The organism is Rhodopseudomonas infernalis (genome assembly GCF_022271405.1).
In the GTDB taxonomy this organism is placed as follows: domain Bacteria; phylum Pseudomonadota; class Alphaproteobacteria; order Rhizobiales; family Xanthobacteraceae; genus Rhodopseudomonas; species Rhodopseudomonas infernalis.
The window spans coordinates 109683-122765 of sequence record NZ_JAJNAL010000001.1 but is presented as its reverse complement, the minus strand read 5'-3'; the positions used below and the strand labels follow the sequence as shown (position 1 = coordinate 122765).

8 protein-coding genes are annotated in these 13083 nt (G+C 65.2%); 5 read left to right on the top strand and 3 right to left on the bottom strand.

Going from position 1 to position 13083, the window contains the following annotated elements; genetic code table 11:
* Nucleotides 1-126 precede the first annotated feature (126 nt).
* Together LPW26_RS00550 and LPW26_RS00545 are read right to left on the bottom strand one after the other, a co-directional pair.
* Nucleotides 127-615, bottom strand: a complete 489-nt coding sequence (locus LPW26_RS00550; RefSeq protein ID WP_238732282.1) for a ferritin-like domain-containing protein — start codon at nucleotides 613-615, stop codon at nucleotides 127-129.
* A 64-nt stretch (nucleotides 616-679) separates the two neighbouring features.
* A complete protein-coding gene (locus LPW26_RS00545; RefSeq protein ID WP_238732281.1) occupies nucleotides 680-1585 on the bottom strand; it encodes a 2Fe-2S iron-sulfur cluster-binding protein in 906 nt (301 codons plus the stop codon).
* 351 nt (nucleotides 1586-1936) lie between these two features.
* Here LPW26_RS00545 and LPW26_RS00540 point away from each other — a divergent pair, with 351 nt between their 5' ends.
* From LPW26_RS00540 to LPW26_RS00525, 4 genes are all read left to right on the top strand, one after another.
* Complete coding sequence (locus LPW26_RS00540) at nucleotides 1937-3529, top strand: Do family serine endopeptidase (protein ID WP_238732280.1); 1593 nt, start codon at nucleotides 1937-1939, stop codon at nucleotides 3527-3529.
* 271 nt (nucleotides 3530-3800) lie between these two features.
* Complete coding sequence (locus tag LPW26_RS00535) at nucleotides 3801-4481, top strand: response regulator transcription factor (RefSeq protein ID WP_082363811.1); 681 nt, start codon at nucleotides 3801-3803, stop codon at nucleotides 4479-4481.
* Nucleotides 4465-5934 (top strand): sensor histidine kinase, encoded by a 1470-nt coding sequence (locus LPW26_RS00530; RefSeq protein ID WP_238732279.1) that lies wholly within the window; start codon nucleotides 4465-4467, stop codon nucleotides 5932-5934. The genes LPW26_RS00535 and LPW26_RS00530 overlap by 17 nt, the downstream gene beginning before the upstream one ends.
* On the top strand, nucleotides 5931-8900 hold the full coding sequence (locus tag LPW26_RS00525) for a bifunctional [glutamine synthetase] adenylyltransferase/[glutamine synthetase]-adenylyl-L-tyrosine phosphorylase (RefSeq protein ID WP_238732278.1): 2970 nt from the start codon (nucleotides 5931-5933) through the stop codon (nucleotides 8898-8900). Before LPW26_RS00530 ends, LPW26_RS00525 begins: the two co-directional genes overlap by 4 nt.
* On the opposite strand, the gene LPW26_RS00520 is transcribed toward LPW26_RS00525, so the two are convergent.
* The gene (locus tag LPW26_RS00520) at nucleotides 8897-9184 is read right to left on the bottom strand and encodes a hypothetical protein (RefSeq protein WP_238732277.1); all 288 of its coding nucleotides are present in this window, start codon (nucleotides 9182-9184) and stop codon (nucleotides 8897-8899) included. The genes LPW26_RS00525 and LPW26_RS00520 overlap by 4 nt on opposite strands.
* Nucleotides 9185-9866: 682 nt before the next feature.
* Between LPW26_RS00520 and LPW26_RS00515 the strand changes: the two genes are divergently transcribed.
* On the top strand, nucleotides 9867-13049 hold the full coding sequence (locus tag LPW26_RS00515; protein WP_238732276.1) for an autotransporter domain-containing protein: 3183 nt from the start codon (nucleotides 9867-9869) through the stop codon (nucleotides 13047-13049).
* Nucleotides 13050-13083: the final 34 nt, after the last annotated feature.

Here is a 13083-nt window from a genome sequence, read left to right as displayed (position 1 = left end):
GGGTTCCCCCGCAGAGACAGCTCGTCAACCCATGGCCTCAGGCCGAGTTCCTGATGCGTCGTGCATTATGTCGCAGCGGCACAGCGCCGCCTCGATCTCGTCTGCAGGCGTCCGTGAGCCGCGAGCTCAGAACGGCACGATTTCCATCGGCAGTGGTTTGCCGGCCTTGTGCAGAGCGATCCAGCGGTGCAACTCGGCGACGTGGCCGCTTTCCTCCTCGACGAACTCCTTCGCCAGCATCCTGATTTCCGGATTGTCGGTGGTGTCGAGCACGTTCTTGTACCAGTCAAACGCACCGGTCTCGGCTTCGAGCGCGATCTGCAGCGCGAGGTCGCGGCCGATGAACGGATCGGTGCCCCAGATCGCCGCGGTCTCCGGGCTCTCGACGCCGGGCCATTTGAAATCGCCGGCTTCCATTTGCGGGATATCGCGAAATCCGGCACGCGCCTGGGCATCGGCCTGGTGCATGCGCGAGTAGTCCGCGAGCTGGCGAAACAGCTTCGAGACTTCCTTGTTGCCGCAGCTGTCCATCGCGTCGGCGAGTTGACCGAACCGCAGCGCCGCCTCTTGTTCGAGGCGAATGGAGTGCGCCAGAAACTCTTCGACCGTTTCCATGTGATGATCCTTCGCTGTTCGGCCGCCGTCGGTGTGACGGCGGCCGTCTTTTTGCTGGTTGGGTTCAGGCGTTTTCCGCCGCCTTGGCGTGCTTCAGCGCCCATTCCTCTTGGGTGATCCAGGCCTCGAGAATGTGGACGTGCTCGGCTTCCTCGCCGACGAATTCCTTCGCCGCCGTGGCGACTTCCGACGATTTCGTGGTGGCTTCGACCGCGCGATAGAATTCGTAGCCGCGGCGCTCGCCCTGCAGCGCCGCCTTCAGCGCGCCGAGGCGGGTGAGGGTGTTGTCCGAGGCCCAGACCGCGGCGCGCTCGGGCGTCGCATGGTCCGGCCACGCGTAGTCCGGCGGCACGTTCTTGGTGACGTCGATCGAGCCGGCGCGGGCCTTCACCTCGGCGAGATGCAGGCGGGAGAAGTCGGCGAGCTGCGCGAACAGCTTGGCGACGGGCTCGTTGCCAGCCTCGGCCATCGCCTTGGCGAGCGTGTCGTAGTGAGTGGCTGCGTCGTCCTCGACTTTCGCGGCGTAGCTGAAGAATTCGGGCAGCGTGTTGATCTCCAGGCCGCCTTTGTAGCGCGCCGCGGCAGGCGTTACCGCCAATTTCTGCGGCTGGGTCTTGTCGCCCTCGAACCGCACCATGATGTCTTCATTACGCACGAAGCACTGGCAGGCGAGGCGGTAGCGCGGCGGGATATCGTTGACCTCGGCGTTGGCCACTTCCTCCTTGGTGATCTTGCCGAGCTGGCGCAGCACTTCCTTTTCCTTCTCGGTCAGTGCGACCGCGGACTTGGCCTTCGGATTGAAGTGCTCGACCTGCACCAGGCAGGATCCGCATTCGCCGTCCTGACAATCGAACGGGATCGGAATCTTGTGGGCTTTCGCGACGGCGAGGATGGTGCCGCGATCGCCGGCGACGGCATAGACGGTGACGTCCTTCGCCATCACGGGCGAAGAGAAGGTAATATTGGCCAAGACGCTCTCCTGTTAGCTGGATGATCGCACGACGCTGCAGAAAGCGTCCTTGATCTCCGCCTTGGCAAGAAGTAGGCCACGTTAAATCCAAAGATATATCAGGTAGTTGCGTGGTTGCGGCGGCGCGCTGCGCCGGACGCTGGGATCGCATTCCCGACACAAATGTACGAGTGTTGACAAACCGGGAGCGAAGCCGTTGGCGGATCGCGACCATGCGTCGCGCCGGAATACCGCCGCGTTACGAAACTTTAATGCCGCCGCCAGCGCGCGGTAAGGCGCGAGCCCCCATCTTCAGATCCATGGAGCGCAAGATCGCGCACCGCCGAATTCATGGTTCTGGAGACTCTCTGAATGACTGACCGCCGTATCGATGCCCACTCGCAGCCGTTCCGTCCGGCGGCGCGCCGTTCCGTATTTTCGGCGCGTAAATTCGCGCTGATGGCGTCGGTGGTAGCCGGCCTTGGTGCGGGTGCGTTCGGCCTGTCGCAGACTCCGGCTTCGGCGGATCTGTTCAGCACGCCGGCCCACGCGCAGGTCGGCAACAAGGTCAATCAGGCCCAGCAGCCGGTCGGCTTTGCCGACATCGTCGAGAAGGTGAAGCCTTCGGTGATCTCGGTGAAGGTCAACATCGCCGAGAAGGTGGCGAAGAACGACGACCGCAGTGAGCGCGGCGAAGACTCGCCGTTCCCGCCCGGCTCGCCGATGGAGCGCTTCTTCCGTCGGTTCGGCGGTGAGCTGCCGCCGGGCCTGCGCGGCCATCGCGGCGGCGGCATGATGACCGGGCAGGGCTCCGGCTTCTTCATCACCGCCGATGGTTATGCGGTGACCAACAATCACGTCGTCGACGGCGCCGACAAGGTCGAAGTCACGATGGATGACGGCAAGAGCTACAAGGCGAAAGTCATCGGCACCGACCAGCGCACCGATCTCGCGCTGATCAAGGTCGAAGGCCGCACCGACTTCCCGTTCGCGAAGCTGTCCGAGGGCAAGCCTCGGATCGGCGACTGGGTGCTGGCGGTCGGCAACCCATTCGGTCTCGGCGGCACGGTGACGGCCGGCATCGTCTCGGCTTCCGGTCGCGACATCGGCAGCGGGCCGTATGACGACTTCATCCAGATCGACGCCCCGGTGAACAAGGGTAACTCCGGTGGCCCGGCGTTCGACACCAACGGCGAAGTGATGGGCGTCAACACCGCGATCTACTCGCCATCCGGCGGCAGCGTCGGCATCGCCTTCTCGATCCCGGCTTCGACCGTCAAGCAGGTGGTGCAGCAGCTCAAGGACAAGGGTTCGGTGAGCCGCGGCTGGATCGGCGTCCAGATCCAGCCGGTGACGCCGGAGATCGCCGATAGCCTCGGGCTGAAGAAGCCGGAAGGCGCGCTGGTCGCCGAGCCGCAGCGCGACGGCCCCGCCGCCAAGGCCGGCATCGAGTCCGGCGACGTGATCACCGCCGTCAACGGCACGCCGGTCAAGGATGCGCGCGAACTCGCCCGCACCATCGGCGGCTTCGCGCCGGGCAATACGGTCAAGCTGACCGTGATCCACAAGGGCTCGGACAAAGAGCTGAGCCTGACGCTCGGCCAGTTGCCGAACCAGATCGAGGCCAAGGTCAACAGCGGCGACGATGACGGTGGTCGGAACTCCGGCCGCGGAACCGAGGTGCCGAGGCTCGGTCTGACCGTCGCACCGGCCGGCTCGGTCGCCGGCGCCGGCAAGGACGGTGTGGTGGTGACCGACGTCGATCCGAAGAGCGCCGCAGCGGAGCGGGGCTTCAAGGAGGGCGACGTCATCCTCGAGGTCGCCGGCAAGAACGTCGCCAGCCCCGGCGACGTCCGGGAGGCGGTCAACACCGCCAAGGCCGACAACAAGAGCAGCGTGCTGATCCGGGTTCGCTCGGGTGGGTCGTCTCGTTTCGTGGCGGTGCCGATCTCGGCCAAGGGCTGATCGGCGTCGCTGCAGAGTTGGAGAGTGTCGCCGGCAACGTCGCCCCCGCCGACGGCCTTTCCAGGGGACGGGTGAACAACTCGTCCCCGCCCTCTACCTTCCGGCCGGAGTAAGCCCCCCTCCATCGGAAGGACTAGGCGGGCGGTGGAGTCCCCCCAACTCCATCGCCCGCTTCCATGTCCGGCGGGCGCAACCTGCCGCCTTGCATGGAGGCTGAAGTCCCGCCATGGTGCCAGAAACCATCAAGCCTTCGAGCGAATCCGAACCCAATATGCGCCTGCTGATCATCGAGGATGACCGCGAATCCGCCGATTATCTGGTGAAGGCTTTTCGCGAAGTCGGCCACGTCGCCGATCTCGCCAGCGATGGCGAGGAGGGCCTCGCGCTCGCCGACAGCGGCGATTACGACGTGCTGGTGATCGACCGCATGCTGCCGAAGCGTGACGGCCTGTCGGTGATCGGCACGCTACGCGACAAGGGCAACCGCACCCCGGCGCTGATCCTCTCCGCACTCGGTCAGGTCGACGACCGCATCAAGGGCCTGCGCGCCGGCGGCGACGACTATCTGCCCAAGCCCTACGCCTTCGCCGAACTGCTCGCCCGGGTCGAGGTGCTGTCACGTCGCCACGGCGGTCCCGCCGAGGAAACAAGCTACCGAGTCGGCGACCTCGAACTCGACCGGCTGTCCCACCGCGTCACCCGCGGCGGCGAGGAACTGACGCTGCAGCCGCGCGAATTCCGGCTGCTCGAATATCTGATGAAGCACGCCGGCCAGGTGGTGACCCGCACCATGCTGCTGGAGAACGTGTGGGACTATCACTTCGATCCGCAGACCAACGTGATCGACGTCCACATCTCCCGCCTGCGCGCCAAGATCGACAAGGGCTTCGACCGGCCGCTGCTGCACACCATCCGGGGCGCGGGGTATATGATCCGTGACGGCATTCGGTAAACTGATCCGAACCACGGCGTTTCGGCTGACGCTGGTCTATCTGTTTCTGTTCGGATTGTTTGCGGCGTCGCTGCTGGCCTATTTCGCGTGGAATACGCATCGGCTGATTACTGATCAGATCACCACCACGGTGGACGCCGAGATCGGCGAGATCGACGATATCTACACGCGGCGCGGCCTGCGCGGGCTGGTGTTCACCATCGAGAACCGAGCGCTGCGGCCGGGCGCGAACCTCTATCTCGTCACCACGCCCGCAGGGCAGGCGGTCGCCGGCAATGTCGGCGCGCTGGCGCCGGGGGTGATGAGCAAGATCGGCTGGAAGGAGACGTTCTACCGACGGCTCGACGATCAGGATCGCGGCGATCATCGCGCACTGGTGCGGGTCAGCGAGCTGTCGAGCGGGTTTCGGCTGCTGGTCGGACGCGACCTCGAGGAGCGCCGCCGGCTCAACAAGGTGGTTTTGTCGGCTGCGCAGTGGTCGATCCTGATCGTCGTGGTGCTCGGCCTCGGCGGCGGCGTTTTTGCGGCCCGCCGCGTGCTGCGCCGGATCGATGCGATGACCGGCACCACACAGCGGATTATGGCCGGCGACCTGTCGGGCCGGCTCCCGGTCGGCCGCAGCGGCGATGAACTCGATCGTCTGGCGGAAAATCTCAACGCCATGCTGGAGCGGATCGAGGGGCTGATGAACGGCCTCAAGGAGGTCTCCGACAACATCGCGCACGATTTGAAGACACCGCTGACCCGGCTGCGCAATCGCGCCGAGGAGGCGCTGGCGCTGTCCGGCAACGAGGCCGACTACCGGGCGGCGCTGGAGCGCACCATCGAGGAATCCGACGGGCTGATCCGCACCTTCAACGCGCTGCTGATGATCGCACGCGCTGAATCCGGCCATGCCACCGGCGAGATGGATTCGTTCGATGCCGCCGATATCGCCCGCGACATCCACGAGCTCTACGAGCCGTTGGCCGAAGACAGTGGTCTGAGCCTGAAGATCGCGGCCGAGCCCGCGCCGGTGCGCGGCAATCGCGAGCTGATCAGCCAGGCGCTGGCGAATCTGGTGGAGAACGCCATCAAATACGGGCAGCCGCAACTGGCGCTGGCCGCGCCGGGCGCAGAGCAGCCGGCCGCGGCGCCGGACCTGGCGACGATCCTGATCGAAGCGCGGCGCGACGGCGATCAGGTGCTGGTCAGCGTCACCGATCACGGCCGGGGCATTCCCGAAGCCGACCGCCAGCACGCGGTCGAGCGCTTTGTGCGGCTCGAGGCGAGTCGGACGATGCCCGGTTCCGGTCTCGGGCTCAGTCTCGCGTCGGCGGTGGCGACTTTGCACGGCGGCGAACTGCGGCTGTCCGACGCTGAGCCCGGGCTGCGCGCCACGCTTGCAATTCCGGCGCACACGGGCGAAGGACTGGTTCCAGTCAACCCGATCCCAGAACCGACGCCGGCATGACTTCTTCCGCGATCGACGCGGACATTCCATCCTCCGCACTGGCCGCGCGTTTCGCCGCCGGACCGCAGCTGCATGCGCCGGAGGACGCTGCCAAACGTTTCGAGGACTGGCTTGCGGACATCGCCGCCGAACAGGCCGCAGCGATCCGCGTCATTGCCGATCGCCACCCGCCCATCCGCACGGTGCTGCAGGCGATCGCGGAGGCGTCTCCGTATCTGTTCGACCTGATCCGCGCCGATCCGGCACGGCTTGTACGCCTGCTGCGCACCGACCCCGACGTCGGCTTCACGACGCTGCTGGACACGACCGCCGGCGCGGTCGCGGCCGCCGCCGACGAGGCGGAGGTGATGACCATCCTCCGCAAGATGAAGGCGGAGGCCGCGCTGTCGATTGCGCTGTGCGACATCGGCGGGCTGTGGCCGGTGATGCAGGTGACGCAGGCGCTCACCGACCTCGCGGTCAATTCGGTGCAAATGACGCTGCGCTTCCTGCTGCGCCAGGAAGCCGCGCGCGGCCGCATCAATCCGCCCAACAGCGATGCGCCGGAGCAGGGCTCCGGTCTTGTCGTGCTGGCGATGGGCAAGATGGGCGCCGGCGAGCTGAACTACTCCAGCGATATCGATCTGATCGTGTTCTACGATCTCGACGCGCCGACGCTTGCGCCGGACATCGAGCCGCAGCCGTTCTTCGTGCGGGTCACGCAGGGGCTGAGCCGCATTCTGCAGCAGCGCCGGCACGACGGCTACGTATTCCGCGTCGATCTGCGGCTGCGTCCCGATCCTGCGTCGACGCCGGTGGCGCTGTCGACGGTGTCGGCACTCAACTACTACGAACGCGAAGGCCGCACCTGGGAGCGCGCCGCGATGATCAAGGCGCGCGCCTGTGCCGGCGATCTCGTCGCGGGCGAGGCACTGCTGGCCGACATCGCGCCGTTCGTCTGGCGCAAGCATCTCGACTTTGCCGCGCTGTCCGACGTGCACGACATGAAGCGGCAGATGCAGACCTTCCGCGGCCAGACCGAGATTTCGGTCGAGGGCCACAACGTCAAGGTCGGCCGCGGCGGCATTCGTGAGATCGAATTCTTCGCCCAGACCCAGCAATTGATCGCGGGCGGCCGACACCCGGAATTGCGCGTGCGGCCGACGCTGGCGGCGCTCGACATTCTCGCGTCGCGCAACTGGATCACCTTCGAGGCGCGCGACGAACTCAGCGCCGCCTATCAGTTTCTGCGCCGTGTCGAGCATCGCATCCAGATGATCGCCGACGAACAGACCCATACGCTGCCCGACAGCATCGACGGCATCGAGCGGTTCGCGCGCTTCTTCGGCTACGACAGCCGCGCCGCGTTCGCGCGCGATCTGTTGGCGCATCTGGAATGCGTGCAGGGGCATTATGCCAAGCTGTTCGAGGGCGACCCGACCGGCACGGTGAAAGAGCCGATCGATTACGCGGCTGGTCCGGAAGACACGCGGTTGCTCGATCACCTTGTCGGGCTCGGCTACAAGAAGCCGCTGATGGTCGCCACCACGCTGCAGCAATGGATGGCCGGCGGCTATCGCGTGCTCAAGGTCGAGGCGACCCAGCGTGCGTTCCGCGAGTTCGTGCCGGCGCTGATCGAGGAGCTGGCGCGGGCCGAAGAGCCGGACACCGCGATCAATTCGTTCGACCGGCTGCTGCAGGCGCTGCACCGCGGCGGCCGGTTGATCTCGCTGCTGAGCCAGAACCGCGACTTGCTGACCCTCGTCGCGCTGGTGTTGGGGGCTGCGCCGCGGCTCGGCGACATGCTGGCGCGGCAGCCGCAGATCCTCGACGGCCTGATCGATCCGCGGTTCTTCGGCGCGATGCCCGACCGCGCCGAGCTGTCGTCGCGTCTGGCGGCGACGTTGGCCGATGCCGGCTCATACGAGGAGTTTCTCGACCGGCTGCGGCTGTTCGGGCAGGAGAGCCTGTTCCTGATCGGCACACGCATTCTGTCCGGCACGGTGGCGACGCAGCAGGCCAGCATCGCCTTTGCGGATGTCGCCGAGGGCATCGTCAGCACGGTGCACCAGCTGGTGAGCGAGCAGTTCGTGTCGCAGTACGGCCGGATCAAGGGCCAGGAAACCGCGATCCTGGCGATGGGCAAGCTCGGCAGCCGTGAGATGACGGCATCGTCCGATCTCGATCTGATCCTGATCTATGATTTCGACCACGAGCAGCCCGACAGCGATGGCGAACGCTCGTTGCACGGCGCGCAATATTTCGCGCGCTTCACCCAGCGGCTGATTTCGGCCTTCACGACGCGCACCAATTACGGCGTGCTGTACGACGTCGACATGCGGCTGCGACCGTCCGGGCGTGCCGGACCTGTGGCGTCGCGGCTCGATGCGTTTGCCGCCTATCAGGAGACCGAGGCCTGGACCTGGGAGCATCTCGCGCTCACCCGCGCGCGCGTCATCTCGGCCTCGCCGGAGTTCAAGTCGCGCATCGAGGAGGTCATCCGCGCGGTGCTGACGCGTCCGCGCGATGCCATGATCATCGCCAACGATGTCGCAGAGATGCGCCAGGCCATCGCCCAGGAGAAGGGCGAGGATGACGTCTGGGATCTGAAATACGCCGCCGGCGGCATGGTGGATATCGACTTCATTGCGCAATATCTGCAACTCGTCCACGCGTCGAACACGCCGGAGATCCTGGCGGTCAATACGCTGGCGGCGATCGACAATGCGGCGCGGCTCGGCCTGCTGGCGCAGCCCGACGCCGACGTGCTGCGCCCGGCGGCGCGGCTGTATCACGACCTGACGCAGATCCTGCGGCTGTGCGTCAGCGAGAAGTTCAAGCCGGAAACCGCCGGCGACGATCTGCTGCGGGTGCTGGTGCGGGCCGGCGACGCGCCGGACTTCTCTTCGCTGCAGGCGCGGGTGAAGGAAACGCAGGCGGACGTTCGGGCGATCTTCAACCGACTGATCGGCGGCGGCAGCGATTAGCGTCGAGCGGGTCCGTTGGCGCTGGCCGCAGCGCCGAGGGCAGGCGGCTCGCCGGGTAAGGCCTCGCAATCCATCGAATACACCAATTCGCCGGCCGTCGTCTGGCCGATCGGCTGGCATGGGGTGTCCGGCGGGAGCGTCGCTGTCTGCGCCGCGACCATCCGCTTTCCGGGCATGTCGCCGTCGCCGTGCAAGGCGAGGTAGACAACACCCACAAGGCCGGCCGCAATCGAGGCCCGGAACAGCCATGTCGCAAACTGATGGAAGATGGCACTGAAGTTCAACGCCGCTGCCTCCGCCGACAAGGCCCGCTCATACACGTGGGCGAGACGGTGGCACAATACGGATTTGGGCTAATCTGCTGCGCTGCACGCTAACGGACGCTGAATTGCTCCGACAGTGCGGTATCTCGCTCATGGGGAAACGTCCGCCGCTTTCCTTTGGCCCTGCGTCTCAATCCGGCTGATGGCGACACCGCTACATTAGAACGCGATGATGGAGCCGCCTTGGGGACTCAATCGCGATCCGTCGGGAAGAACGGGAACTATGCACGCGGGGCTGCGTGCGTTCAGATGGGGCACATTCGATGTCTGGCCACACCATCTGCAGATGCACCGCGCTGTTGCTGTGCACCACGTTTCTGGTCAGCGTGTCCCAGTCCGCCGCGATAATCGCCTCAGTACCTCGCGGCAAGGCGCTCCCGATGGTGGGGGCTATGTCGGTGCGCGGGTCAACTGGTAGTCCAACGGAGGCAATCGATCAGCAGCCTTCCGGCAGTCGTCCTCAGATGCGGCCGCATTGATAGTCCGTTTTGTTCCATTTTCGAAGATGAACGCGCTCGTTCTTGCCTTGCAGCGATCTCCGTTTATAGTTGGACTAATTGTTCGACAGGCGTTCCTTGCCGGCGGGAGCGGTCCGGTTCTGCAAGTGATTGCGGGTTCGCAATCAGGAACCTGTGGGCGCTGTTTGAAGATCCATTTGATCAAGTTCCGCTACTTCTTACCTTTGGTACTTTGCACCGCAATGGTGGGCGCGGGATGGTCAACTATCGGCCATGCGGAACCGTTCGACTCTTGGCCACAATCGATCCAGCCGGCGGCAACGAACACTTCTCCTCATCTTCCGGTGCCGCAGCCGAGTGCTGCGGACCAGACATGGCACCTCAACATGATTGGTGCGCAGGCCGCGTATGATCGCGGCTTCACGGGTTCCGGTGTCAACGTCATGGTTGCGGACAGCGGTTTCGACGTCGGCAATGCAGGCCTTGTCAACAAGCTCTTGCTCGGCCTGCGTCGGAACTTCGTCTACAAGCCGGAGCAGGGTTACGACCCGACTGATATCAGTCCGCTTGTTGTTGTCGGCGATGAACACGCCACGCACGTTTCGGGGATCATCGCGGCGGAGAAGTTCGACAACGTCGCAGCTCATGGCGTGGCATATGGCGCCAATATCATTCCGGTTCGTGCGCTGGGGGGATACCCGGAATTTGGCTATGTGTTCTTTGCGAATGCGGAGGAGGGAGAGCTCGCACTGCGCTACTTTGCCGGCCTGGCCGGGACCATGGTCTACAATGCAAGCTATGCTCCCGGGACGAATGGACAATCAAATCTCAGCCGATGGGCGATCGGTCACGTGGAGGCTGAGCTGGACGCCGCGCTCAAGGTGCTGCAGGCTGGAAAGATCATCGTTGCGGGTATCGGCAATGATCGCCGATACAATCCCGTTGCAGGCCGCAACGCTTCCGGTCTGGGACTTCTGCCGTTTCTGAGTCCCGCTCATGCGGCGTTCGGCGTGTACGATGATCAGGGCCGACAGCTCGACGGAACGGCGCTGCAGAGCTTGCCTGGCCAGATCATGACGGTGATGTCGGTCGGATCGACGAAGCGCCCCGCCCCTTATTCTGATCTTTGCGGCGTTGCAGCGAGCTGGTGCGTTGCGGCGCCGGGCGGCGACCGCGAGGTCGGCCCGGAGATCTATTCTACCATTCCGAACAACACGTACGGCTTTAAGGAGGGAACGTCGATGGCGGCGCCGATGGTCTCGGGCGCGCTTGCCGTTCTGATCGAGGCCAACCCGAGCTATAATGCCCAGGATCTGTCTCATCTGTTGTTTTCAACAACGGAAGATCTTGGCCTGCCCGGTATCGATGATGTGTTTGGTCAGGGCCTGATCCGGCTAGACCGTGCGACCGCTGGACCGTCGACGCTCGCAGCGAGCAGCACGGTCATCGTCGATGCCGGCCAGACGACCTATTGGAGCCAGTTGCTGACCACGCAGGGCGACTTCAGCAAGGTGGGGGCGGGCATTCTGACGGTCTCCGGTCGCACGAATGCTGGCGGCAACGTGTTTGCGCAGCTTGGCACCTTGGCGGTGGACGGCACGTTGACGATGGACTCCGGCAAGCTGTCGGTCGCGCAGCCCGCGACGCTGGCCGGCTTCGGCACGGTGGTGGGCGATTCGATGATCGCCGGCACGCTGTCCCCGGGCAAGATGGCCAATATCGGCGACCTGGTCGTCAACGGCTCGGTGCCGGCAGGCACCGTGCTGACCGGCAATTCGGTCGGCACGCTGACCTTTAACGGCAACGTCACTCTGACCTCCACGGCGACGACCCGCATCGACATCGACGGCAATCTGATCGTGCCGGGTGGTCCTGGCACCTACGACAAGATCTACGTCACGGGGGCCGGCAACGTGTTCTATGCAGCGGGCACGTTGACACCCGTCTTGCGCGGCAGCGTTGGCACTGTCAGCAACTACACGCCGGCGCTCGGCACCGACTTCACGATCGTCCAGGCGCAGAACGGCGCCAGCACCATGGGGAGCTTCTCCGCCCTGTCGCAGCCGACGGCCGGATTGCCAGCCAATACACGCTTCGACCTGGTGTACGATCCGAACGCGCTGACGCTGGTGGTGACACCGGCGAGCTTCAGTGCCCTCGCCAGCAACGAACAGCTCGGCCGCAATCAGCGCTCGGTCGCGGGTGCACTCGACAGCGCCCGCCCGGCAGCCGGCGTTCTGCCGTCGGATCGCGCGAAAGGGTTGTTCGATGCATTGTATCGACTGGACACCGAGGCGCATTACGACCAGGCGCTCGGCCAGCTCGCGGGCTCCGGCCAGCCTGCGGTGTCGAGCTCGTCGCTGCAGGCCTTCACCGGCTTCCTCGGCGCGATCGGAGATCGTCAGGAGATGATCGCGCTCGGCGGCGACCGAGGTCAGAACGGCGCGGCGCAATCGTTCGCGTTGTCCTACGCCGGACGCAACATGATGAATGTCGAAACCAGCTCGGCGATGAACGCACTGGCGGCGATCACTCCGGCTGATCGCGTGCAGGACGGCTGGACCTCGTGGGGCCAGGGGTTCGGCCGCAACGTGCGGGTCGGAGACAGCAGCGATCTTTCCGGCGTGAAGGCGGTGAGCGGCGGCTTCGTCGTCGGTGCGGACCGCTGGTTCTCGAACAATCTGGTGGCAGGCGGCGCGTTCGGCTATGCGCGCACGACGGCGACCAGTGCCGGCACCCAGGGCTGGTCCGACAGCTACGCTGGCGCGGCCTATGCGAGCTGGATGCCCGGTGCTGCGGTCGTCGATCTGCGGATCGCAGCGGGTCCGAGCCAACTGTCGACCAGTCGCGCCATCATGTTCTCGCCGAACGCCTTGCAGGGTAGCGCGAACGGCATCGGCGTCGGGACGACGCTGGAGGCCGGCTATCGCTTCACGGTGGCTCCGGACGTTATCGTCAAGCCGTTCGCCGGCTTGAGCTGGCAAGGCTTCCGCCGCGATGCCTACAGCGAAACTTACTTGCCGTTCGGTCTCGCTTATGTCGCTCAGACATACGAGAAGCTCTCCACAACGGTGGGCGCGGCTTTCAGCGCGCGTCTGCGCACCGCCGACGGCACCACCTTGATGCCGGAGCTGAAGGTCGGTTGGGGCTACGATCTGCGCGATACCACGCTGGTCAGTCAGGCTGCGCTCCTCGACCAGCCCTTCCTGGTCGAAGCGGCCCAGCCAGGCCGAAACGCCGCGCTGGTGAGTGCCAAGATGTCTGGCTGGCAAACCGAGACATTCCGACTTTTTGCCTCCTATCATGGCGAGTATCGCAGCAACGCAACCAGCCATCAGGTTTCGGCAGGCGCCCGCGTCAACTGGTAAGTGTCCGAATGCGCGAGAGAAGTTCCGCTTTCGA

Coding starts and splice junctions, on each gene's coding strand:
- LPW26_RS00550 (WP_238732282.1), bottom strand. CDS start 615: ATGGAAACGGTCGAAGAGTTTCTGGCGCACTCCATTCGCCTCGAACAA.
- LPW26_RS00540 (WP_238732280.1), top strand. CDS start 1,937: ATGACTGACCGCCGTATCGATGCCCACTCGCAGCCGTTCCGTCCGGCG.
- LPW26_RS00535 (WP_082363811.1), top strand. CDS start 3,801: ATGCGCCTGCTGATCATCGAGGATGACCGCGAATCCGCCGATTATCTG.
- LPW26_RS00525 (WP_238732278.1), top strand. CDS start 5,931: ATGACTTCTTCCGCGATCGACGCGGACATTCCATCCTCCGCACTGGCC.